This window comes from Acidiferrobacter thiooxydans, assembly GCF_003333315.1.
Taxonomy (GTDB): Bacteria; Pseudomonadota; Gammaproteobacteria; order Acidiferrobacterales; family Acidiferrobacteraceae; genus Acidiferrobacter; species Acidiferrobacter thiooxydans.
Genome location: NZ_PSYR01000002.1, coordinates 1238013 through 1261120, shown reverse-complemented (window position 1 = coordinate 1261120; position 23108 = coordinate 1238013). Strand labels below are relative to the sequence as shown.

The window sequence follows — 23108 nt, the reverse complement described above, 5'->3', positions numbered from 1 at the left end:
CCCTCGAACGGGGCGTTTGTGCGCCCCCGCCCGAGGGGTTATTTGTGGAGAATGGGGTATCAGTTGAATCCCCCCGCGGCTACCGCCTGAACGGTGCAGGCATGGGTTGCATATTGACCTATGGTCGTATACCCGACGCTTGTCATGTCGCTGAATGAGGGGATGGAGATGGCCTGGATGCTGCCATTGTTATAGTTGGGGGCCGTGCAGTCGTCGAGGACGTAGAGGGTCTTGCCGTCTGCGCTCAAGGCGAGTCCATAGGCGTTGGTGAAGTTTCCGGGGATGACGGTCGGCGTGTAGTTCCAGGTGCCCGTAGCCGATTGCGGGTTTTGGCGCACAAACACGTCCAACGCCCCGCTCCCGTTTTGCATGGCGACATAGAGTCGCCGCCCTTTGGGGCCCATCACGAGCCCGAGGGGTTTGAGGTCGGTGGTGTCCACGCCGTTGTCCGAGGTCAGGGTGCCGTTTTGGGCGTTGATCGTAAAGATCGAGACCACGCCTGAGGTCTGTGAGCCGCCGTTGCCATTATCGGACACATAGAGGTGGCGGCCGGACGGACCGATGACGATTGTCCAGGGGTTGGTGCCGGTCGCGGCCGCCGAGCCCATCCCGAGGACGCCGCTCGCCGGTGTGAGGCTGCCGTTATCGGGGTTTATGGCGAAGGCATCAACGAGGCTGCCGGCGAATTCCGAGGAATAGAGGAAGCGGCCCGTGGGGTCGATGGCAAGCAGCATCGGGTAGTTGCCGTAGACCTGGGTGCGGTATCCCGTGCCAAGAGGGCTCGGCATCCCCTGGCTCAGACTGTAGGCATCTATGGTGCCACCCGTACTCTGTCCGGTGCTATCGTCGTAGTGGCTATTGGCAACGTAGAGGTAGCGCCCCGAGGGATCGACGGCGATCCCCATCGGGCTCTGGCCGGCCGGAAGGGAACTGGGTGCGCCCAGGGGGCCGTTTGCGGGGCTCATGGCGAAGGTGGTGACATCGCCTTGGCCGGCCTGGGCCCAATCGGAGGCATACAGATGCAGGCCATCGGGTGCGATCGCTGCCGCACTCGGGCCTTGGTCAGCGATATTCGTGGTGCAGGCATTACAGGTATAGGCGCTGGCCGGTGTCCCGAGCGTCCCGCCAGGCTCTATGGGGTAGGCGGCGATAGAGGTTGTGGACTGGTTGACCACATAAAGGGTCTGGGGCTGCATGGTCACCGTGACCGGCACGCTCAGGGCGGCGGTGGGTGCCAGTCGTGTCCGTAGCACCGCGCTCGATGTCAGGGTGGCCCCCGATCCACCTGGCGACAGGGTATAGGCCAGCAAATCGGCGCGGGCGCCGTTGCTCACGAACACGTAATGGCCGCCCGGAGAGGCGGTAATCGCGGTGGCGGTGCCGCGGCCTGAAAGGGAGCTCACAGGTGGGCCGCTGATGGTCCCGCCGCTTGCCGGATAGTATGCGGTTTCGATACCGCTCGATGTATTCCCGGTGATCGCAAGCCCGTTCCCGGTGACCGTTATGGCGACCGGGGTGAGGCCGCTTGGCAGCGGCTGCGAGTTCTGCGAGGTGAGGGTGCCGCCGCCCGCGGCCGTGTAGCCATATACGCCACTCGACGTCAGCACATACAGATTCCCGGCACTATCGGTCGCCCCGGCGACGATGCCGTTTAAGGGGGTGGTGGAGGGCCCGGAGGGCATCCCGTTGCCGGCGCTGAAGGTGGTGATGCCGTCGGCGGCAAGCCCATAGAGCACGCCTGGACCTGCCACGAGGCCCGTGAGGGGGGCGCTGGCGGTGATACTGCCAATCACAGTCAGGGTGCCGTTGGTGCCGACGCCAAAGGCCGTGATGGTGTCATTGCCGGTGTTCAGGGCATAGAGGTCGGATCCCACGACTGCGAGCGAGGCCGGCTGCGGGCCGCTGGCAATGGCCGTCCCCAGGGATGTCAGCCGATCGGTCTGACTCTCCCAGGCATAGGCCGAGACCGTCCCGTCCTTGCCGTTGGCCACATACACATAGCGGTCATCACTCACCGCCACGGCATCCGGTCCTTGCCCCGTGGGCACATAGCCCCGGTCGACCAAGGCCCCGGTCCAGGGGTCGCGCACATAGTACCCGAGGCTGTGGGTGCCGGAGGGCACGAGGATGAGCGAGGATGGGGCGGTCGTACTCTGGCCGAAGGTCGGGGTGGCCGAGGAGGTGGGCGAGGCACCCTGCGGGGTCGATGGGCTCGTGGTCTGGCCGGTGCCACCCGACGGTGGTGCCGATGTACTGTTGCTGGAGCTCCCCGAGCCCTGACAGGCGGCGAGCAGCGCCGCAGCCAGCAATGAGAGAGCGATACGCGATTTCATGGCCATAATACCGTTCCTCGTGGGATGAGTACGCCTCACCGTACTGGGCAGTGTCACCGTTACGGTCGCGATCGCCCATCAGCCGGAAGACCGATAGAGAGTTTTTGATGAAACGGGAACAATCCGCCCATACGCGTGGTCATCCATGGGTGTCGGCGCGGGGGTTCCCTGCGGGTGTCGTGATCATGCGGGCCGGGGTGGGGTTCGGGCCTGGCGGCGTGGCGATGGTGTCATGGGAAGGCCGCCGCTATCATGACGCCCATGACACACGGTCCGGCCCCCCTTCTCATCGGCGCGCGCGGCTACGCGCATGCCCGCTGGCGAGGCGCTTTCTACCCGCACGACCTGCCGCGCGAGTGGCGCTTTCTCTTCTATAGCCACCGCTACCCGGCAGTTCTCATGCCCGCTCAGTCCTGGGGCCAAGACCCGGCGCGGCTAACCCTCTTCGGTGACGAGGCGCCGACGGATTTTCGTGTGGTGCTGGAGGTCACGGAAAAGGGCCTGCCGCGCATGGCGGAGGTCGCGGCCTGGCCTGTGCCCTTGGTGGCCGGTTGCCTGGTGCGCCTCTCGCGCCTCGACGCGGCGCACAGAGAGCCGCTCGCGGCCCTGGCGCGGGCGCTCCCTGTCACCGTCGATCTGCGCTCCTGCCCGGCGGGGTGCCGCCAGGACTTGGCGGCTTTAAGCGTCGGGGTATGCGGCCGCCCGGCTGCCTCCCGCGCGCCCACAGGTCCGTTTGCGGTGAGCCTCGTCGATCGTGTTGATCGGCGCGCGCTCGGCGCGGCCCTGCGGGGGCTCCTTACGGTCGAGGCCCCGGCGGGCTCGGCGCTCTTCTTTTGTGAACCGGCGACAGCACTCGCCGGACTCGATGAGGCGTTGCTCCTTGCCGACCTGCTGATGGGGTCGCAGGTCGGGTCTTAGAAGAGCAGGCTCACGCCCGCATACAGACCCACCCCCGACATGTTGACGCGCGTCCCGTAGATGACGCCGCCCGGGACATAGAGGCCGCGCAGCTCGGTATAGAAGCCGAGGCTATGCGCCCACTCAAGCTCTACTCCTCCATCGACCTCAAGGGCCGGACCTATGCCGGTGCCGCCCGGCACGCCGCTCACATGTGTATCAGCAAGCCCCACACCGGCGCCGATATAGGGATACACGTGTGCCCACGGGCGGTGATATTTTTTGAGGGTCAGCAGGAAAAGCCGTGAGGCGACGTCGCCGTTGCCGCTCGAGTTGCTGATGGTGTTATTGGAGAGCAGCAGTTCGCCACCATAGGCGATGCCGTTGTAGTAACGCTTCTCCCAGGCGATTCCGAAGACGCTGTTGCCGGCGGTGCTCAATGCGCTGTTCCGACCGGCCACCGTCTGGTGGGTATGGGCCAGATGTGTGGCCCCGATCGTCAGGATCAGGGCGTCTTCGGCAAAGGCGCTCGGGGCGGCCAGCACAAGGATACCGAGCACCACAAGACGATATAGGCGATTCACGGCTTTCTCTCCGCCTGATGAGGCCGCCCCGATTATAGGGGAGGCGCGGAGATTTGCCCATGCCATGCCGATTCCGCCGTCGCGGCCATTCTTCATGTGACGCCCGAAAGTCTGGAACACCCGCTGGCGATGTTAGGAAGTCCCGTATGCGAATCGGGGCCACCTGCCGGGTATCTGCCCGCAGACGGGCACGCTATCGGATATCCATGATCGGTACCCACCGCGAATGGCGGCCGCCGTCTGTCGCGGATGATCGGCGCGCTTTCGGCTCGTGGGGTTTCGTGCGAGGGCCTTGATGTGGCATGCTTGTGCGCGCGCCAGGGGCGGCGAGCCCCGGCGATGGGGGCGCCGGACGGCACAGGCGTGGCCGTAAGAGGGGTGGGCTGCGCGGCGTGTGCGATGGGCAAGAGACCCTATAACGACATTTCAAGGATGGGCCGTGGACCGACCGACGAGTACCGAGCCTTTGGTGACGGTGCGTGATCTCGCGTTTTATCGTGACGATCGCCCGATCTTCGAGGGCCTGAATCTCACGGTTGCGAAGGGGGCTGTGACCGCTATCATGGGGGGCAGTGGGGCGGGCAAGACGACGCTTCTGAGCCTCATCGGCGGCCGGCTGCTGCCGGCGCGCGGGACCGTGACGGTAGCCGGCGAGGTTGTGGGGGCGCTCTCTCGCAAGGCGCTCTTCGCGCTGCGTCGGCGCATGGGGATGTTGTTTCAATCGAGCGCTTTACTTACCGATCTCGATGTCTACGAGAATGTCGCGTTTCCGATGCGCGAGCATACGCGGCTTTCGGAGACCCTGATCCATGATCTGGTCTTGATGAAGCTCGAGATGGTCGGCCTGCGCGGCGCGCGCAGGCTGTTTCCCGCGGAGCTATCGGGCGGGATGTCGCGGCGCGTGGCGCTTGCGCGCGCCATCGCGCTCGATCCGATGATGGTCATGTATGACGAGCCGTTTACAGGGCTCGACCCGATCTCCATGGGTGTTATCGTAAAGCTCATCCGCGAGCTGAACGACGCGCTCGGCATGACCTCCATCATCGTCACCCACGACGTGGTCGAGGCCTGCACGATTGCAGACTATATCTATCTTCTGGGCAAAGGACGGGTGATCGCCGAGGGGACCCCAGCCGACATGAAAACGACCGACGCCCCCGAGGTCCGGCAGTTCATGGGCGGTCTGCCCGATGGCCCGGTGGCCTTCCATTACCCGGCGCCGCGGTACCTCGACGATCTCCTGATGGCGGACCGATCGTGAGTTCGTGGGTGGATATGATCAGCGGGCTCGGGCGCCGGGTTATCAGCGGCATCAGCCGTCTGGGTCACGCCACGTTCTTCCTGGCGCGCTTGATGCCGGCCCTGGGCGCGGCCCTGGCGCGTATCCGGCTTATCGTCCAGCAACTCTATATGACCGGCGTGCTGACGCTTGTCATCGTGGTGGTGTCCGGGGCCTTCGTCGGCATGATCCTGGCCTTGCAGGGTTACAACACACTGGTGCGTTATGACGCCCAGTCGTCCCTTGGGTTGCTGGTCGCGTTGTCGCTCACGCGCGAGCTCGGACCGGTGCTTACGGCGTTGTTGTTTGCCGGGCGTGCAGGCTCGGCCTTGACCGCCGAGATCGGGCTCATGAAGGCCACCGAGCAGCTAGCCGGTATGGAGATGATGGCGGTCGACCCGCTGTCGCGCGTGGTCGCCCCGCGGTTTTGGGCGGGATGGATCGCAGTCCCGCTGCTCGCCATGATCTTCAGTGCCGTCGGGGTCATGGGGGCCTATATCGTGGCGGTGGGTGATCTCGGATTGGACGGGGGGGTCTTTTGGTCCCAGATGCAAAGTGGGGTGAGCGTGCCGAACGATATCATGGGCGGCCTTGTCAAAAGCGTCGTGTTCGGTTTTGTCGTGAGCTGGATTGCGGTATTCGAAGGTTATGACGCCAAGCCCACCTCCGAGGGCGTGAGCCGCGCCACGACGCGCACGGTGGTGAGTTCGTCGCTCGCGATCTTGGGCCTTGATTTCATCATGACGGCATTCATGCTGCGAGGGCTTTGACTATGCAGGCGAGGAGTATGGAGTTCACGGTCGGCCTGTTCGTCGTGGCAGGGCTTCTGGCCCTGGCCATGCTGGCGCTCAAGGTCGGCAATATCCATGCATTGAACCTTGGCGGGACTTATGCGGTCACCGCCGATTTCAACAATATCGGGAGCCTGAAGCCCAGGGCCCCGGTGACGGTCGCGGGCGTGCGTGTCGGGCATGTGGCGCACATCACGATCAATCCAACGACCTATCAGGCAGTCGTGACCCTCGATCTTTTAAAGAAATATCGTTTCCCGCGCGACTCGAGCGCGTCCATCGAGACCGCCGGGCTCCTTGGAGAGCAATACGTGAGCCTGAGCCCGGGCGGCAGCCAGCATTACCTGAAGAACGGTGGTAAAATTCGCATAACGCAATCTGCGATTATCCTCGAAAAGATCATAAGCCAACTGCTCTATAGCAAGGCCGGCCATTCCTCCGGCCATAGTTGACCAACATTGACCGGGAGAGGGATGGAATGACATTGATCAGACGCTATGCCGGTGCCCTCATTCTGTTCGGGTGCCTTCTGCCGACGTGGGTGTGGGCGGCGATCACGCCTTCGACGCCACCCAACGTGATCGTTCACGAAAAGACAAATGAGATATTGCACCTGATCGAAAAAAAGCGTGCCGTCTATGACCACGACAAGGCCGCCTTGTACGCCATGGTCGACAAAGAGGTCGTACCTTATTTCGATTTCCCGCGCATGTCTCGCTGGGTGCTAGCGCGTTATTGGCATACGGCGACGCCGGCGCAGCAGGCCGCCTTTACGACCCAATTCCGCGACCTCCTGGTGCGGACCTACGCCACCGCGTTGTTGAGCTATTCCGGGCAGCGCATCGCCTATCTACCTTACCGTGGCAGCGCCCAAAGCCGGTATACCACGGTCAAGACCGTCATCGTCGAGAATAACGGCAGCGCGAACATCCCGATCGACTATATGTTCGTCCACAAAAAGGACGGGTGGAAGGTCTATGATGTGACCATAGACGGCGTGAGTCTCGTGACGAACTATCGTTCGGTCTATGGCGAGAAGATCCGCCAGCATGGCCTGGACGCGCTCATCGCGAGCCTAAAGCGCGCCAACGGCGGCGTCTCTTGAGCGCTCGCCTGACCCCACAGGGGCCTGGCCGTTACCGTCTGGAGGGCGCCATTCACTTCGGCGCACCCTTGCCAGACGACCTGCAGGCGCCCGGGATCGTGCCCGTGGCGGGGTCCGCGACGGTGGCACTCGACGGGCTCGAGCAGGCGGATTCCGTGGTGCTGGCGCTCTTGATCGAGTGGCGGCGCCAGGCGCGCGCCCAAGGTTTCCGGCTCACCCTGGCCGAGATTCCCAAGCGCCTCGCGGCCTTGATCCACGTCACGGGGGTGGGCCCGGTCTTCGAAGACGAGCCATGAGCGTCCCGTGCGCGGGGCCGGCCATCGAGGTTGCGGGTCTTCACAAGCGCTTTGCGCGCGTCCACGCCGTCTGCGGTGTCGATCTTACCGTCCGCCAAGGGGAGTTCTTCGGGTTGCTGGGGCCGAACGGTGCCGGAAAATCCACGCTCATCAATATCCTGGCCGGCCTCACGCGTCCCGACGAGGGACACGCGGCGATCTGCGGGCACGATGTTATTGCCGACTACCGGGAGGCCCGGCGGGCGCTCGGCGTCGTGCCCCAGGAGGTGGTCTTCGATCCGTTCTTCACGGTGCGCGAGGTCCTGGCGATCCAGGCCGGTTATTTCGGGCTCAAGGGGCCCAAGGACAAGGCCTGGCGCGAAGAGCTGCTCGCGGCCCTGATGCTGGCGGACAAGGGCGATGCCAACATGCGCACCCTCTCCGGGGGGATGAAGCGCCGGGTCTTGATCGCCCAGGCCCTGGTCCATCGCCCGAGGGTGGTCATTCTCGATGAGCCGACCGCGGGTGTCGATGTCGAGCTGCGCACATCCTTGTGGATATTCATACGGCGCCTGCACGCCGAGGGCCATACGATCGTGCTGACCACGCATTATCTGGAGGAGGCCGAGGCCCTGTGTGAGCGTATCGCCATCATGCAGGGCGGGCGCATCGTGGCGCTCGATACCAAGGAGGCCTTGCTGCGCCGGGCGCTATCAAAGACCTTGCGGGTGACGACCGCGGAGCCGGCGGCCGCGCTTCCGCCAAGGCTCGCGCCCAAGTTGCGCAAGCGCACCGCCAATATCCTCGAGTTCTCGCTGCAGCAGGGCACCGACTCCATCCCCGAGGTCCTGGAGTCCTTGCGCGCCGCGGGCCTCGTGGTGACCGATATCTCGACCGAACAGGCAAGCCTCGAGGAGGTGTTTCTGGCGCTCACGAAAAAGACCGCGTGACGTTCGCTGGCCGGCCTTAAGGGGCGATCCTCATGCGCCCCCGGCGCGGGGAGCCGCTGGGTATCGGAGCGACGGTGGGGCCTCGGCGCGTGCTATACTCTGTCGCTTTGCGGGTTTAAGGCGGGGCGGGCCACGTAAGTGGCCCCGCAACCGCTAAACGGACCTTGGCCGTCTCCCGGCCGGATGCGCGTCTTCCTAACGGGTATGTCGATAATGAAGGGTTTTTCGACCTTGTTTTACAAGGAGTTACTCCGCTTTTACAAGGTCTCTTTCCAGACCATATTCGCGCCGGTGGTGACTGCGCTCCTCTACCTTCTGGTGTTTGCCAGCACCTTCAGGGGGCGTCCGGATATCCTGCCGGGCGTGCCTTATGTGGCGTTTCTGGTCCCAGGCCTTATGATGATGTCCATGATCCAGAACGCCTTTGCCAATAGCTCGTCGAGCCTGATCCAGTCGAAGATCGCGGGCAATCTCATCTTTATCCTGTTATCGCCGCTGTCGGCCCTGGAGTTCTTTTTGGCGTTCGTGGGGGCGTCTGTGATACGTGCCTTGTGCGTCGCCGTAGGTGTCTATGTCGCGGCGGTCTTTTTCGTGGTGCTGCCGGTCCGGCATCCGCTGTTTCTGATCTTGTTTGGTGTCCTTGGCAGCGCCGCGCTCGGTGCCCTGGGGGTCATTGCCGGGGTGTGGGCGGAGCGCTTCGATCAGCTCGCCGGCTTTCAGAATTTCGTGGTCGTGCCGTTGTCGTTTCTAAGCGGCGTCTTCTATTCATTGCGTAACCTGCCGCCCTTTTGGCAGATGGTGTCGCGCCTGAACCCGCTACTTTACATGATCGACGGTTTCCGCTATGGGTTTTTCGGGACGTCCGATGTGTCGCCGGGGTTCAGTCTTGGCATAGTGGCGGCTTTCTGCGCGCTCGTGTCGCTCCTGGCACTGGCATTGGTCGGGCGGGGCTACCGCCTGCGGAATTAGCCCTTCCCCGCAGTCTAGGAGACGGGTATCCTTAAAGGTTAGATGGGATCGGTATCACGATATGATTACACCGCAAGAGATCAAGGACCTCATAGAGGCCGGGTTGCCGGGCGCGCAGGCGCGGGTGAGCGGCGATGGCCACCACTTCGAGGCCAGTGTGGTATCGCCGGCCTTTCAGGGCAAGACCCGGATTCAACAGCACCAGTTGGTGTACGCTGCCCTAGGCGACCGGATGCGTGAGCAGATACACGCCTTATCGCTGAAGACCGACCTGCCGTGAGGGCGGGACGGACATGTCTGATGGGAGATCGATGATGAGCATTGAAGACCGTATTCGGGAGCAGGTCACGGAGAACGACATCGTTCTCTATATGAAGGGTACGCCGCAGTTTCCTCAGTGCGGTTTTTCCGGGAAATCCGTGCAGATGCTGAAGGCCTGTGGCGCGCAGTTCAAGGGCATAGATGTGCTCGCCGACCCGGAGATTCGCGACGGCATCAAGCGTTTCTCCAACTGGCCGACCATCCCCCAGCTCTACATTCGTGGCGAGTTCATAGGCGGTTGCGACATCATGTCCGAGCTCTACGAGAAAGGGGAATTGCAGAAGCTCGTGTCGGGCACCGGGAGTTGAGCAACCCGGGACAGGGCGGGAATAAGGCCGCCGGGCCGGCGGCCTTATTTTTTCTCAAAATGGGGGGACGGCGCGACCGTGGATAAGCTCATTGTCAATGGGGGCGCGTCCTTGCGCGGCGAGATCCGAATCTCGGGCGCCAAGAATGCCGCCCTCCCGGTGCTCATAGCCTCGCTTCTGACCAAAGAACCCCTACGCATCAGCAATGTCCCGCATCTCCAGGACATAACGACGACCATGGAGCTTCTCGGTCGTATGGGGGTGCGGCTGGTGGTCGATGAACACATGACCATAGAGGCCAATGCCTCGGACATCCACACGCTGCGCGCCCCTTACGATCTGGTACGCACCATGCGCGCGTCGATACTGGTGCTAGGCCCCCTGCTTGCGCGCTTCGGGGAGGCCGAGGTATCCATGCCCGGGGGCTGCGCCATCGGCTCGCGGCCGGTCAACCTGCACATCAAGGGCCTGCAGGCGATGGGTGCCGATATTACCATCGAGGACGGCTACATCCGCGCGCGCACCAAGCGCTTAAAGGGGGCGCGCATCTTCATGGATGCGGTGTCGGTGACGGGGACCGAGAACCTGCTGATGGCGGCGACCCTGGCCGACGGCACGACGGTCATCGAGAATGCCGCGCGCGAGCCCGAGATCATCGATCTCGCCGACTGCCTGAACCGCATGGGCGCGCGCGTGAGCGGCGCGGGCAGCGCGGTGCTGACCGTGGAGGGCGTGCGCGAATTGCATGGCGCGTGCCACGACATTATCCCCGATCGCATAGAGACCGGCACCTACCTAGTGGCGGCGGCCATGACTGGGGGCTGTGTGAAGCTGCGTTGCGCGCGCCCGGCGTTGCTCGAGGCAGTGCTGGACAAGTTGCGCGAGGCCGGGGCGGCCATAGAGACGGGCCCCGACTTCGTGCGATTGTCGATGGAAGGGCGCGAGTTGCGTGCGGTGAATGTCCGCACCGCACCGTATCCGGCGTTCCCGACCGACATGCAGGCCCAGTTCGTGGTCTTGAACGCCATTGCCGCAGGCACTGGGACGGTCGTGGAAACAGTGTTCGAGAACCGTTTCATGCACGTCCATGAGTTGCAGAGGATGGGTGCGGATATCGCCATGGAGGGCAATATGGCGGTGGTGCGCGGGGTTAAGGCCCTGCACGGCGCCCCGGTGATGGCCACCGATCTGCGCGCCTCGGCAAGCCTCGTGCTGGCCGGGCTCGTGGCGCGATCCGAGACGCTCATCGATCGCATCTATCATATCGACCGAGGCTACGAATGCATCGAGGAGAATCTCGCGCAGCTCGGGGCGCGTATCCGCCGCATCCCAGGCTCGCAACTCGGCGACTGGACGACGCGGCAGACGGCGTGACATGGTAACGCTGGCCTTATCGAAGGGGCGCATCCTGGAGGAAAGCATCCCTTTGCTCGAGCGCGCCGGGATCGTCCCTGAGGAGGACCTCGCCAAGACCCGCCGTCTTATTGTCGGCACCAGCATCCCCGGTGTCCGGCTGGTGGTGATACGCGCCGCCGATGTCCCGACCTATGTCCGCTACGGGGCCGCCGATCTTGGCATCGCCGGCCGGGATGTACTCCTCGAAGACGGCGGCGAGGGGCTCTATGAGCTCGCCGACCTCGGGATCGCCACCTGCCGGCTGATGGTGGCCTCGCCGATCGATGAGATGGCCCGCGAGGGCGCGCGTTCCTGGACGCGGCTGCGCGTGGCCACCAAATATGTCCGTATCACCGAGCGTTATCTGGCCGCCCAGGGCATCCAGGCTGATATCATTCATCTCTACGGATCCATGGAGCTCGCGCCGCTCGTGGGACTGGCGGATCGCATCGTGGATCTCGTGAGCAGCGGACGGACGCTGGCCGCCAATGGGCTAAAGCCCATCGAGCACGTCCTCGACGTGAGCGCTTGGCTTGTCGCCAACCGCGCGGCCATGAAAATGAAATACGAGGCCTTGAGGCCCGTGATCGCCTGTTTGGCGGGGAGCGAGGGCAATGAGCGGTATCGCGCGACTACGTACGCAAGACGAGACCTTCGGTGCGGCGTTCAAGGCCCTGCTCGCGCGCAGCGAGACCGATTCGCGCGCCGCCGAGGGGGTGGCCCGCGAGATTATAGAGGACGTGCGCGCCCGGGGCGATGCCGCACTGCTCATGTGGACCGAGCGTCTCGATGGGCGCGCGGCGCGCACGGTTGCGGAACTGGAGGTCCCGGCGCGCGCGCTTGCCGCGGCCTTCGAGGGTCTGACGCGCGCCGAGCAGGAGGCCCTGCGCGAGGCCGCGGCGCGTATCCGGACATTTCACGAACATCAGGTCATCGCACCCCACATGCAGGAGGATGCCCTGGGCTCGCGCCTGGGCCAGAAGGTGACGGCGCTGGACCGGGTCGGTCTTTATGTGCCGGGCGGCAAGGCCGCCTATCCGTCATCGGTGCTGATGAACGCCATCCCTGCGCGCATCGCCGGGGTCGGCGAGCTTGTCATGATGGTCCCGGCCCCGGGCGCGCCGCCGCCGCTCGTACTCGCGGCCGCCTATGTGGCCGAGGTCGATCGCGTGTTCCTGGCGGGCGGGGCGCAGGCGATCGCGGCGCTCGCCTATGGCACGGCCAGCGTGCCGCGTGTCGACAAGATCGTGGGGCCCGGAAACGCCTATGTGGCGGCCGCCAAGCGTCTGGTATTCGGACAAGTGGCCATCGACATGATTGCCGGGCCCTCGGAGGTGGCGATCGTCTGCGACGGCGCCACCGACCCCTCGTGGATCGCCTATGACCTCTTTGCCCAGGCCGAGCACGATGAGGGCGCGCAGGCCCTGCTGTTTGCGCCCGACGAGGCGTTCCTGGAGGCGGTGGCCTCCGAGATCGACCGGCTGCTGCCGGCAATGGAGCGCCGCGCCATCATAGAAAAGGCGCTTGCCGGTCACGGGGCCCTGATCGCGGTGCGCGACCTAGACGAGGCTCTGGCGCTGGTAAACGAGGTGGCCCCCGAGCACCTCGAGCTCTCGTTCGACGGGGCCGAGGCGGTACTCGACCGCGTGCGTCACGCCGGCGCGATCTTCGTGGGGCGCCATACCGCGGAGTCGCTGGGGGATTATTGCGCGGGCCCCAATCACGTCCTGCCGACGTCCGGGACCGCGCGTTTTAGCTCGCCGCTCGGGGTGTACGATTTCCAGAAGCGGACGAGCATCGTGTTCTGCACCCCCCAGGGGGCCGCGGTGCTCGGCAAGACCGCCTCGATCCTGGCGCGCGGCGAGGGGCTCACGGCACACGCGCGCTCCGCCGAGTGCCGCATGCATGGCTGATGTCTCGCGCTTCATAGCCGCCGGCGTGCGCGCGCGCAGCGCCTATCACGTGGTGGCCGGCGAGCCCGCGATCAAGCTCGATGCCATGGAGAGCCCCTATCGCCTGCCCATGGAGCTGCGCGATCGTTGGCTCCATGCCTTGCGCGACTTGGCCTTGAATCGCTACCCGTCGCCCGAGCAGTACGAGCGCGTGAAGGCGCGGCTTGCGCGCGATGCCGGACTTGCGCCGCATATCGGGGTGGTCCTCGGCAACGGCTCCGACGAGATCCTGCAAAACATCCTGTTGGCGCTTGCCAGCAACGTCACGGTGGTGGCGCCCACGCCGACCTTTGTCATGTACGAGCAGATCGCCGCCATCCTTGGCCGGCGCTTCGTCGGCATACCGCTCAAGGAGGACTTTGCGCTCGATGTCCCGGCACTGCAGGACGCGCTCGCCCGGCATGCCCCGGCGCTGCTCTTTCTGGCCTACCCGAACAACCCGACCGGCACTCTGTACCCGATGGATGCGGTGCGCGCGCTGCTCGATGTCGACGACGCCGCGGTCGTGATCGATGAGGCCTACTACCCATTCGCCCAGGCAAGCCTCATGGGGGCGGTGGAGGATAGGCCACGGCTGCTGGTGGTGCGTACCCTGTCCAAGCAGGGCCTGGCGGGGTTGCGCTTCGGGTGGCTAGCCGCCGATCGTGCCTGGACCGACGAGCTGGAGAAGGTGCGCCTGCCCTATAACGTGGGCGTGGTGACCGCCACGAGCGTGGAATTCGCCCTCGACTATGCCGATGTGTTCGCCGACCAGGCGGCGCGCATACGTGCCGAGCGCGGCCGCCTGTACGAGGCGCTGCGCGCGCAGGTCACGGTATGGCCGAGCGAGGCCAATTTCCTGCTCTTTCGGCCCCCTGTCCCGGCAGATGCCGGGCGCATCCATGCGCGCCTCAAGGATGCCGGCATCCTGATCAAGAACCTGGCGGCAGCCGGCGGGGCGCTGGCCGGTTGCCTGCGGGTCACGGTCGGGACGCCCGCGGAGAATGAGGCCTTTCTTGCGGCCCTGGCCCGGGCCTTGTAGGCTGTTTCGGCGGCGCCCCTAGAGAGGAAACGGTTGTGCGGACGGCAAATGTCGTGAGGAAGACCCTGGAGACCGAGGTCGCGGTGACCTTGGTGATCGAAGGCAGCGGCGCATCGCGCCTGAAGACCGGTCTGCCGTTTTTCGAGCACATGCTCGATCAGGTGGCGCGCCATGGGCTCATGGATCTCACCATCGAGGCCACCGGCGATCTCGCAGTCGATGCCCACCACACTGTGGAGGATGTCGGCATTACCCTCGGTCAGGCGCTCGCCCAGGCGATGGGCGACAAGGCGGGACTTACCCGTTATGGCCATGCCTATGTGCCGCTCGACGAGGCGTTGACGCGTGTGGTGGTGGACCTGTCGGGACGCCCGGGACTCTTTTACCGGGCCACCTTCCCGCGCGCCCGTATCCACGATTTCGATGTCGACCTCATAGAGGAGTTCCTGCGCGGTTTCGTCAACCATGCGCGTGTCACCCTGCATGTCGACGTGCTGGCCGGACATAATGCCCACCATGTCGCCGAGACCCTGTTCAAGGCCTTCGGGCGGGCGCTGCGCATGGCGCTTACGCCCGATGCGCGCGCGGCCGCGCAGATCCCATCCACCAAGGGCAGTCTCTAGTCGGCCATGTCGCGTGTCGCGGTTCTGGATTACGGTATGGGTAATCTGCGTTCGGTGGCCAAGGCCCTGGAGCACGTGGCCCCGAAGGCGCGCGTGACCCTGGCCGCGGATGCGCGCGCGGTGGCGGCGGCCGACCGCGTGGTATTCCCGGGGCAGGGGGCCATCAAGGGCTGCATGCAGGCGCTGGTAAGCGATGAACTGTACGATGCGGTATTACAGGCCGCGCGCGAGCGTCCGTTTCTGGGCATCTGTCTGGGCCTGCAGGCCCTCTACGAATGCAGCGAAGAGGGGGGCAATATCGCCGGGCTGGGCCTTTTCCCGGGGGTCGTGCGCCGGTTCGCGGCGACCGTCGATCCCCAGGGCGCGCGCCTCAAGGTGCCGCATATGGGCTGGAACCGTGTTCGGCAGGTGCGCGCGCACCCGCTCTGGGAGGGCATAGCCGATGATACGCGGTTCTACTTCGTGCATAGCTATTACGCCGACAGCGCGGCCGCCCCGGAAACGGTCGGCGTGACCGACTACGGGCCTCGCTTTACATCGGCCGCGGCCTATGGAAACATCTTTGCGGTACAATTCCATCCAGAGAAGAGTCAGCGCGCCGGGTTGCGCCTGCTTCAAAACTTCATGGCTTGGGACGGGCGGACCGACAAATGCTAATCATTCCAGCGATTGACCTGAAGGACGGTCAGTGTGTCCGGCTACGGCAAGGCCGGATGGACGACGAGACGGTATTTTCCAGTGATCCGGTGGAGGTCGCTGGCCGGTGGGCCGACGAGGGTGCGAAACGCATCCACGTGGTAGACCTGAATGGGGCCTTCGCCGGCGAACCCATAAATGCACGCGTCATCCACGAGATCGCCAGAAACTATCCCGATATCGTGATTCAGGTAGGGGGCGGCATCCGGACCGAGGAGACCATCCAGACCTACCTCGACGCGGGTGTGCGCTACGTCATCCTTGGCACCAAGGCGGTGAATATGCCGCATTTCGTGGGCGACATGTGCGCGGAGTTCCCGGGACACATCCTCGTGGGCCTCGATGCCAAGGAGGGTAAGGTGGCGACCGACGGCTGGTCGAAGTTGTCGGGGCATGATGTGGTGGACCTCGTGCAGCGTTATCAGGACGACGGGGTCGAGGCCGTGATCTATACGGATATCGGCCGTGACGGCATGATGCACGGCGTCAATATCGAAGACACGCGTAGGCTCGCGGCCGCGATCTCGATCCCGGTCATCGCCTCGGGTGGCATCGCAAGCCTGGAAGACATCCGCAAGTTGTGCGCGATCGCAGACAGCGGGGTGCAGGGCGCCATTACCGGCCGCGCCCTTTATGAAGGCAAACTGCGGCTGCGCGAGGCGCAGCGCCTGGCGGACGAACTGGATCGGTCCGGCAGCGGCGCCACCGTCTGATGCTGGCCCGGCGCGTCATCCCCTGTCTTGACGTCGATTGCGGGCGGGTGGTGAAGGGCGTGCGTTTTCAGGAGATCCGGGATGCCGGCGATCCGGTGGCAGCCGCCCGTCATTATGACGAGGCCGGCGCCGACGAGCTCACCTTCCTCGATATCAGCGCCAGTCACGAGGGACGCGCGACCATGGTATCCGTGGTCGAGGCGATCGCCACCCAGGTGTTCATTCCGCTGACTGTGGGTGGCGGCGTACGGACCGTGGCCGACGTCCGCCGACTGCTCAATGCCGGCGCCGATAAAGTGAGCATCAACTCCGCTGCCGTCGAGCGTCCGGACTTCATAAAGGAAGCGGCCGATCACTTCGGTGCGCAGTGTCTGGTGGTCGCGGTCGACGCCAAGGCCGCGGACGGCCACTGGCAGGTATTCACGCATGGCGGGCGGCGCGCTACGGGCCTGGATGTGGTGGAGTGGGCCGGGCGCATGGCAGCGTTCGGCGCCGGCGAGATCCTGTTGACGAGTATGGACCGCGACGGCACGCGCGATGGATTTGATCTCCCGCTGACGCGCGCGGTGGCCGATGCGGTGTCGGTACCGGTCATCGCCTCCGGCGGTGTGGGGACACTGGCGCATCTCGCCGCCGGGGTCCTCGAGGGCCATGCCGATGCCGTGCTCGCGGCTAGTATCTTCCATTTCGGGGAGTTCTCAGTGGACGAGGCCAAGCGATATATGGCCGGCTGCGGCATCGAGGTGCGCCTATGAACCCCCCGCCGTGGACGGCGCAGGTGAAGTGGTCGGCCGACGGGCTCGTGCCCGCCATCGCCCAGGACGCGCGCAGCGGGCGGGTGCTGATGCTGGCGTGGATGAACGCCGAATCCCTGGCCGCGAGCCTTGCCGAGGGCCGGGCCGTCTATTGGTCGCGTTCGCGCGGCCGTTTGTGGCGCAAAGGGGAAGAATCCGGCCATATCCAGCGTCTACAAGAGGTACGGTTGGATTGCGACGGGGATGCGCTGCTTTTGCAGGTGGAGCAAGTCGCGGGAATCGCCTGTCATACCGGACGTGAAAGCTGCTTTTTCTCGCCCCTGCAGGGTGACCGCTTCGTGGCCGTCGACCCGGTCCTTAAGGCCGCGAGCGAGATTTATGAACAGCCGGGCAGCGCAAAGCCCGGATCGGGAGTAGAATGACTGACGATGTACTGGCCGAGCTCTATGCGATCCTCAAGGCTCGGGCGGGGGCCGACCCCAAGACCTCATATGTGGCCTCGCTCTACCATAAGGGCCTGGACGGTATCCTGAAGAAGGTCGGCGAAGAGGCCGTCGAGGCTGTGATCGCGGCGAAGGGGGATGATCCCGCGGCCCTCATCCATGAGACCGCCGATCTGTGGTTTCACTGCTTGGTGATGCTCGCCTACCGAAATATCGCGCCCGAGCAGATCCTGGCGGAACTGAAGGCGCGGATGGGGCGGTCGGGTATCGAGGAAAAGGCGAGTCGCCACAAGGGGTAGCCATGACGCCATGCATCTTCTGTCAGATCGTCGGAAACCAAATCCCGGCCCCGCGACTCTATGAAGATGAGCAACTCATCGTGATTGCCGACAAGTATCCCAAGGCCCCGGTCCATATGCTCGTCATAACGCGCGAGCACATCCCGAGCTTGAACGAGGTGGGGCCGGGGCATGCCGGGCTCATGGCGCATGCGATCGCGGTTTTGCCGGAGGTGGCGCGCCGGGCCGGTCTCGACGATGGCTTCCGGACGATCATCAATACGGGGCCTGGCGGCGGCCAGGAGATCCCCCATTTGCATATCCATGTGCTGGGCGGTGGCCGGTTGCCCGGTTTCTAGGAGGCGGCGATGGACTTGTTCAGTATCTGGCACTTGTTGATCATCCTGGCGGTTGTGATCTTGCTTTTTGGCACCAGCAAGGTGCGCAACATCGGCAGCGATCTCGGGGGCGCTATCAAGAGTTTTCGGAGCGCGATGAAGGAAGAGTCCGAGAACGGCGAAGAGGAGGGCGCGGCGAGCCCGACTGCCAATGGGGGCCGCGTCATTGAAGGGCGGGCGAGCGCCGCCGACGGACCCAAGGCCAAGGGTGCGGCACGCGCGCGCAAGGGTTAGGCCTGGGGGCTGATGTTCGATTTCAGTTTCACGGAGCTCCTGATCATAGGAGTCGTCGCGGTCATCGTCTTCGACCCTCGCCACCTGCCGGATGCGGCGCGCGGCGCCGGGCGATGGGTGGCGCGTGCGCGGCGCTTCATGATAAAGATGAAAGAGGAGCTGGACGGTCAGGTCGGGACCGAGCATCTCGCGCCCTTGCGCGAGCTGAACCAGGAGTGGCAGCGCACCAAGGCCCTGCTCCAGGATACATTGCCCAGTGAGTGGCGGGAGTCGCTGGGCGACGAAAGTCCGGATCGCACGCCGCCGGCACTCGAGGCCTCCCCCGATGTCCCGCGCCGTCCGCGTCCTGCATCACCGTCGCGCCGACGCCGCCGCCGCGGACGGCGACGGCCGTCCCACCGCGCGCAAGCCGGCGCCTCCAGCGTAGGGAAGGGCAATGGCGGCGAAGGCGTCTGAGGGCGCTGAAGCGAGTTTCATCGAACACCTCCTTGAATTGCGAACGCGCATCCTGCGATCGGCGATCGCGGTGCTGGTGCTGTTCGTGGGCCTGTTCCCGTTCCGCAATACGCTGTATCGGCTCCTGGCTCGCCCCCTCACTGCCGTGCTCCCGCAAAACGGCGCCATGATCGCCACCAATCTCCCGGCGACCTTCATTGCGCCGCTGAAGCTTGCGTTGGCTACCGCGGTGGCCGTGGCCATACCCTATATCCTTTACCAGGCATGGGCATTCGTTGCGCCAGGGCTCTATCAGCGCGAACGTCGTCTGGTCACGCCCCTCCTGGTGTCGAGCACCCTGCTCTTCTATCTGGGCATGGCCTTTGCATATTTTCTGATCTTTCCCCTGGCCTTCGGCTTCTTTGCGCACGCCGCCCCCGCGGGCGTGCGCGTCATGACCGACATCAATCACTACCTGAACTTCGTCCTAACCCTGTTCTTCGCGTTCGGCCTGGCCTTCGAGGTGCCGGTGGCGATCGTGCTGTTGGTGCTTATGGGTGTCTTGCGCCCCGAGACATTGTCGGGCAAGCGCCGCTACGTCATCCTCGGGGCCTTCGTCTTGGCCGCCATCATCACACCCCCCGACGCCTTCTCGCAGACCGTACTGGCACTGGCCATGTGGGCGCTGTTCGAGGCCGGGCTGTTCGTCGCTTATCGCATCAGGCCACAGTCATCGTCAGTCGAGTTGACGGAGCCGACGCCTCCACCTACGCCGGTCATTCCGCCGCCACGCGAGATCACACCGCAATCCCGTCCCCGGCGCCGTCGCCGGCGAACGCGCAAGCCGCCACCGCCCGGAGGGGGCGAGCCCTAAGGGCGCCGGCCACCGCGGGTGGCTTTAGGGCGCGGCTGTGTCGATCGCGTGATCGTAGGTATCGCGGGGCCTCGGATTGGCGCCTGCCATGCGCCATTGCCGGGCCTTGCCGCGTCCGCACAGGCTGGGGGTGAGGCTTACCCCGTGTCCCGCCTGCCGCTGTTGCGCCCGGTCCCGGTCGCGGGCTCGTCTGTAAGCGATGCCGCGATCGACTCCAGCGAGCGGCCCTCGGTGGCGAGCCCGTAACGCCATTCGGCCAGTGCCCCAAACAGCATGAGGATGGCCCCGAGCATGTATCCCCAGAAGACCCGATGGCGCGAGCCGCTGGCAATCAACACCCCAAGCAGGCTCGGCGCCACGACCCCCCCTACGGCCGTGCCGAAGGCGAAGAACAGCGCAATGGCGCTGGCGCGAATCTCGAGCGGGAAGCTCTCGCTCACCGTGAGGTACGCGGCGCTTGCGCCCGCCGAGGCAAAGAAGAACGCCGCCGCCCATGCCCCGGTCTGCGCGCTGCCGCCGAGCAGTGCCCCGCGAAAGAGCCACGCGGCAATGATCATGAGTATGCCGGATAGGGCGTAGGTGCCGGTGATCATCGGACGGCGCCCGATGGTGTCGAAGAATCGACCGAGGAGTGCCGCCCCGAGAAAATTGCTGAGCGCAAACGGCAGAAGATAGGCGCCGACATCCGTGGCGCGCGTGTGATAGAAGCGTACCAGGACGAGCGCGTAGGTGAAGAAAAAGGCGTTATAGAAAAAGAGCTGCGCCACCATCAGTGTCGCGGCCAGGACCGCGCGCTTGCGGTAGCGCCCGAAGATCACCCGTGGGGCCGTGAAGAAGCGTACGGGGTAGGCGCGTCGGACCCGGCCGCTCTGGCCACCCTGCCGCGGCGGGTCAATGCCCGCGCGCCGTTCGATGGCGGTGACGATGGCGTCGGCCTCCTGCATGCGGCCACGGCCGGCAAGCCAGCGCGGGCTCTCGGGGATCAGTCGACGCAGGCGCAACGCCAGTAACCCGAGAAGGGCCCCCAGGGTAAACGCCACCCGCCAGCCGAGGGCGGGGGCCATGACCCCACTACGGAGGATCACAAGACTGAGCGTGGACGCGGCCGCCGAGCCGATCCAGAAACTCCCGTTTACCAGCAGGTCGATACGTCCGCGCCGGCGCGCCGGGATCAGCTCCTGTATCGCGGAATTGATGGCGCTGTACTCGCCGCCGATCCCGGCCCCCGTCAGAAAGCGAAACAACGCGAAGCTCGCAAGCCCCCAGGACAGACCGGTGGCGGCGGTCGCGCCGATATAGAGGAGTAAGGTCGTCGTAAAGAGCCTTTTACGTCCATAACGGTCCGCGAGATAGCCAAATGCCAGGCTTCCGACGACGGCGCCCACAAGATAGGCGCTGGCGGCGACCCCGATATCGGGGGCCGACAGGTGCAGTGTCGCGCGTCGCTCGAGCAGTGCCGCAAGCGAACCGACCAAGGTGAATTCGAGCCCATCGAGGATCCACGCCACCCCCAGGGCCGCGATGACGGTGACATGGAATCCGCACCATGGTATGCGATCCAGCCGGCCCGGGATGTCGTCCTTATCCACGTCGGTATGCTGCGCGTCATGGCAAGAATCAGCAGACATCCGCGCGATTCTAGCAGGAGCCGGCGCTCAATGTAAGCGGAGATCCCTCTGTGCGCCCTAACATGAAACGAGACCATATAGCCATCATACTGGAATCATCGTCTCGTTCATGTTCACATGCATGACGCAGCATGCAAGATGATGTGTCCTGGGTCCACTACTGGCCGGGAAGGTCATGGGAAGAGGGCAAGCACAGAGCGCGTCCGGACCGCGTGCGCCCCTGCGCGATCCGCGGCGGCATCCACGGGGTCCGGTGGCTGTGGGCGCCATGACTGCCGGTGCGGCGCCAGGATTGGCACGGCTTGTCATCAGACTGGCATATTCCTGTGACATAAACGAGCCCATGAGACGAGACAGCATGACGCTGGCAGTGCCGTAAGGGGCGGTGGCAAGCCCTTCTCCCGAGTTCCGTACCACCATACAGGGCCCAGGCATGCGTATCTTGATGGTCTCCGATACCTATTTCCCGCGCGTGAGCGGGGTGGCAAGTTCGATCCGCAGCTTCCGTGCCGGTCTTGCCCGCATGGGGCATGAAGTGCACCTGCTGATCCCCGCCTACGGCGTACGTGACAGCGTCGAACCTGGGATCTTTCAGGTCTCGTCCCGGCGCATCCCGTTCTATCCCGAGGAGAGGCTCATGACCCCCTCGGGATGTCTGCGCATCGCCGCGCACCTCGCGTCCCGGCGTTATGATGTGATCCACATCCAGACGCCCTTCATGGCCCACTTTTGGGGCTGCTATCTCGCCCGCCGGTGGGGGATCCCGGCTGTGCTGTCCTATCACACCTATTTCGAGGCCTACGTCGGCCATTATTATCCGTGGATACCGAACGTGCTCGCGCGCTACGCGATTCGCGGACTCTCGCGCATTCAATGTCATGGCGTCCATACCGTGGTGGTCCCGTCGGCAGCCATGGCCGAGGTGGTGGCAGGCTATGGTGTGCGCACGCCTATCGAGGTGATCCCGACCGGTATCGATATGCCCTCACCTCCGGGGGGGCGGCGTGCGGCCTTCCGCGCCCTTCACGGCATAACACCGGAACGACCGGTACTGCTCTATGCAGGCCGCCTGGCCCCGGAAAAGAATCTCCCGTTTCTTCTGCAGGTTGTCGCGCGCCTGCGATCGGCACTGCCGGACATCTTGCTCCTATTTGCCGGAGACGGCCCGATACGGGCCTCCCTGGAATCGCAAAGTCGACGATATGGCTTAAGCGACTCGGTGCGTTTTCTCGGTTATCTCGATCGTGACGGCGCCTTGAGGGACGCCTATCAGGCTGCAGATCTCTTTGTCTTTTCGTCTCTGACCGAGACGCAGGGCATGGTTCTTCTGGAGGCTTTGGCGGCCCGGCTCCCGATCGTGGCGATTCCGGCCCTCGGCGTGGCGGATCTTCTCGCAAGCCGCCAGGGTAGCCGTGGCAGTGCCGCCGATCCCGACAGTTTCGGCGCCGAGTGCCTGGCGATACTGCGTGATCCCGCGCTACGCGCCCGCCTTGCGACAGAGGCGGGCCAGCTGGCGGCGCGCTGGTCGCGGGAGGCCATGTCGCAGCGTTTGATCGAGGTCTATGAAACCCTTGTCGACTGGGCCCAGGCCGCGCATTGCGGCATTCAGGAGCGCTGAGATCGTGGTGTGCTGTCGGCAGGCGCTCTGCGGTGACCTGGGGTAGGCCGACAAGCGGCGATGACGCGCATGAGCGGGAGGCAAGACACCATTAACGGCCGACGCAAAACAAGCGGTGTCCTCGGGCTCGCCTTCGGATCGGATGGGTGGGCCGCCTCATATTCTCGCGCTGGCGCCAGCAGGGCCGATCGTAGGCCTGCGTGGATACAATGGCCCACCGTTTTGGACGCCCC

The 23108-nt window shown here is 64.8% G+C and carries 27 protein-coding genes and 1 pseudogene; 25 read left to right on the top strand and 3 right to left on the bottom strand.

Annotated features, from left to right (window positions below):
- Positions 1–59 precede the first annotated feature (59 nt).
- A complete protein-coding gene (locus C4900_RS13110) occupies positions 60–2339 on the bottom strand; it encodes a beta-propeller fold lactonase family protein (RefSeq protein ID WP_114283220.1) in 2280 nt (759 codons plus the stop codon).
- A gap of 246 nt (positions 2340–2585) precedes the next feature.
- Between C4900_RS13110 and C4900_RS13105 the strand changes: the two genes are divergently transcribed.
- Complete coding sequence (locus C4900_RS13105) at positions 2586–3251, top strand: hypothetical protein (RefSeq protein WP_065969556.1); 666 nt, start codon at positions 2586–2588, stop codon at positions 3249–3251.
- On the opposite strand, the gene C4900_RS13100 is transcribed toward C4900_RS13105, so the two are convergent.
- Positions 3248–3814, bottom strand: coding sequence for an invasion associated locus B family protein (locus C4900_RS13100; protein WP_141689221.1), 567 nt, complete (start codon positions 3812–3814; stop codon positions 3248–3250). The two genes, C4900_RS13105 and C4900_RS13100, sit on opposite strands and share 4 nt — an antisense overlap.
- A gap of 439 nt (positions 3815–4253) precedes the next feature.
- Here C4900_RS13100 and C4900_RS13095 point away from each other — a divergent pair, with 439 nt between their 5' ends.
- The 23 genes and pseudogenes from C4900_RS13095 (at position 4254) to tatC (ending at position 19629) form a co-directional block, all read left to right on the top strand.
- The gene (locus tag C4900_RS13095) at positions 4254–5075 is read left to right on the top strand and encodes an ABC transporter ATP-binding protein (protein ID WP_228579704.1); all 822 of its coding nucleotides are present in this window, start codon (positions 4254–4256) and stop codon (positions 5073–5075) included.
- Between the two features lie 14 nt (positions 5076–5089).
- Positions 5090–5863: a lipid asymmetry maintenance ABC transporter permease subunit MlaE gene (gene mlaE / locus C4900_RS13090; RefSeq protein WP_065969144.1), complete on the top strand. Its 774-nt coding sequence runs from the start codon at positions 5090–5092 to the stop codon at positions 5861–5863.
- Between the two features lie 17 nt (positions 5864–5880).
- Positions 5881–6336 carry an outer membrane lipid asymmetry maintenance protein MlaD gene (gene mlaD / locus C4900_RS13085; protein ID WP_233431987.1) on the top strand — a complete coding sequence of 152 codons (456 nt, stop codon included), beginning with the start codon at positions 5881–5883 and terminating at the stop codon, positions 6334–6336.
- Positions 6337–6362: 26 nt separating this feature from the next.
- A complete protein-coding gene (locus tag C4900_RS13080) occupies positions 6363–6989 on the top strand; it encodes an MlaC/ttg2D family ABC transporter substrate-binding protein (RefSeq protein ID WP_065969140.1) in 627 nt (208 codons plus the stop codon).
- Positions 6986–7285, top strand: coding sequence for an STAS domain-containing protein (locus C4900_RS13075; protein ID WP_083995655.1), 300 nt, complete (start codon positions 6986–6988; stop codon positions 7283–7285). The genes C4900_RS13080 and C4900_RS13075 overlap by 4 nt, the downstream gene beginning before the upstream one ends.
- The gene (locus C4900_RS13070; protein WP_065969138.1) at positions 7282–8214 is read left to right on the top strand and encodes an ABC transporter ATP-binding protein; all 933 of its coding nucleotides are present in this window, start codon (positions 7282–7284) and stop codon (positions 8212–8214) included. The genes C4900_RS13075 and C4900_RS13070 overlap by 4 nt, the downstream gene beginning before the upstream one ends.
- A gap of 213 nt (positions 8215–8427) precedes the next feature.
- Positions 8428–9183: an ABC transporter permease gene (locus C4900_RS13065; RefSeq protein WP_065969137.1), complete on the top strand. Its 756-nt coding sequence runs from the start codon at positions 8428–8430 to the stop codon at positions 9181–9183.
- Between the two features lie 61 nt (positions 9184–9244).
- Complete coding sequence (locus tag C4900_RS13060; protein ID WP_065969136.1) at positions 9245–9463, top strand: BolA family protein; 219 nt, start codon at positions 9245–9247, stop codon at positions 9461–9463.
- Between the two features lie 34 nt (positions 9464–9497).
- A complete protein-coding gene (grxD, locus tag C4900_RS13055) occupies positions 9498–9812 on the top strand; it encodes a Grx4 family monothiol glutaredoxin (protein ID WP_065969143.1) in 315 nt (104 codons plus the stop codon).
- 78 nt (positions 9813–9890) lie between these two features.
- Entirely contained in the window at positions 9891–11186 is a 1296-nt protein-coding gene (murA, locus tag C4900_RS13050; RefSeq protein WP_114283218.1) for a UDP-N-acetylglucosamine 1-carboxyvinyltransferase, read from the top strand.
- A 1-nt stretch (position 11187) separates the two neighbouring features.
- A pseudogene (gene hisG / locus C4900_RS17000) lies at positions 11188–11745 on the top strand (ATP phosphoribosyltransferase); the annotation flags it as partial.
- 76 nt (positions 11746–11821) lie between these two features.
- Positions 11822–13120, top strand: a complete 1299-nt coding sequence (gene hisD, locus C4900_RS16400) for a histidinol dehydrogenase (protein ID WP_065969133.1) — start codon at positions 11822–11824, stop codon at positions 13118–13120.
- Complete coding sequence (locus C4900_RS13040) at positions 13113–14180, top strand: pyridoxal phosphate-dependent aminotransferase (protein ID WP_065969132.1); 1068 nt, start codon at positions 13113–13115, stop codon at positions 14178–14180. Before hisD ends, C4900_RS13040 begins: the two co-directional genes overlap by 8 nt.
- Positions 14181–14215: 35 nt before the next feature.
- A complete protein-coding gene (hisB, locus tag C4900_RS13035; protein ID WP_114283217.1) occupies positions 14216–14803 on the top strand; it encodes an imidazoleglycerol-phosphate dehydratase HisB in 588 nt (195 codons plus the stop codon).
- A 6-nt stretch (positions 14804–14809) separates the two neighbouring features.
- Positions 14810–15460 (top strand): imidazole glycerol phosphate synthase subunit HisH, encoded by a 651-nt coding sequence (gene hisH, locus C4900_RS13030; protein WP_065969130.1) that lies wholly within the window; start codon positions 14810–14812, stop codon positions 15458–15460.
- Positions 15454–16212, top strand: coding sequence for a 1-(5-phosphoribosyl)-5-[(5-phosphoribosylamino)methylideneamino]imidazole-4-carboxamide isomerase (gene hisA, locus C4900_RS13025; RefSeq protein ID WP_065969129.1), 759 nt, complete (start codon positions 15454–15456; stop codon positions 16210–16212). The genes hisH and hisA overlap by 7 nt, the downstream gene beginning before the upstream one ends.
- The gene (gene hisF / locus C4900_RS13020) at positions 16209–16967 is read left to right on the top strand and encodes an imidazole glycerol phosphate synthase subunit HisF (RefSeq protein WP_083995654.1); all 759 of its coding nucleotides are present in this window, start codon (positions 16209–16211) and stop codon (positions 16965–16967) included. The genes hisA and hisF overlap by 4 nt, the downstream gene beginning before the upstream one ends.
- Positions 16964–17389 carry a phosphoribosyl-AMP cyclohydrolase gene (hisI, locus tag C4900_RS13015; protein WP_114283216.1) on the top strand — a complete coding sequence of 142 codons (426 nt, stop codon included), beginning with the start codon at positions 16964–16966 and terminating at the stop codon, positions 17387–17389. The genes hisF and hisI overlap by 4 nt, the downstream gene beginning before the upstream one ends.
- Positions 17386–17709, top strand: coding sequence for a phosphoribosyl-ATP diphosphatase (locus C4900_RS13010; RefSeq protein WP_065969126.1), 324 nt, complete (start codon positions 17386–17388; stop codon positions 17707–17709). The genes hisI and C4900_RS13010 overlap by 4 nt, the downstream gene beginning before the upstream one ends.
- Before the next feature lie 2 nt (positions 17710–17711).
- A complete protein-coding gene (locus tag C4900_RS13005; protein WP_065969125.1) occupies positions 17712–18047 on the top strand; it encodes an HIT domain-containing protein in 336 nt (111 codons plus the stop codon).
- A 9-nt stretch (positions 18048–18056) separates the two neighbouring features.
- The gene (tatA, locus tag C4900_RS13000) at positions 18057–18320 is read left to right on the top strand and encodes a Sec-independent protein translocase subunit TatA (RefSeq protein WP_065969124.1); all 264 of its coding nucleotides are present in this window, start codon (positions 18057–18059) and stop codon (positions 18318–18320) included.
- 12 nt (positions 18321–18332) lie between these two features.
- Positions 18333–18776 (top strand): Sec-independent protein translocase subunit TatA/TatB, encoded by a 444-nt coding sequence (locus C4900_RS12995; protein ID WP_114283215.1) that lies wholly within the window; start codon positions 18333–18335, stop codon positions 18774–18776.
- Positions 18757–19629, top strand: a complete 873-nt coding sequence (gene tatC, locus C4900_RS12990) for a twin-arginine translocase subunit TatC (RefSeq protein ID WP_065969122.1) — start codon at positions 18757–18759, stop codon at positions 19627–19629. The genes C4900_RS12995 and tatC overlap by 20 nt, the downstream gene beginning before the upstream one ends.
- 137 nt (positions 19630–19766) lie before the next feature.
- Here the strand turns inward: tatC and C4900_RS12985 are convergent, their stop codons facing one another.
- Positions 19767–21257: an MFS transporter gene (locus C4900_RS12985; protein WP_065969121.1), complete on the bottom strand. Its 1491-nt coding sequence runs from the start codon at positions 21255–21257 to the stop codon at positions 19767–19769.
- 433 nt (positions 21258–21690) lie between these two features.
- Between C4900_RS12985 and C4900_RS12980 the strand changes: the two genes are divergently transcribed.
- Positions 21691–22875, top strand: a complete 1185-nt coding sequence (locus C4900_RS12980) for a glycosyltransferase (protein WP_065969120.1) — start codon at positions 21691–21693, stop codon at positions 22873–22875.
- Positions 22876–23108: the final 233 nt, after the last annotated feature.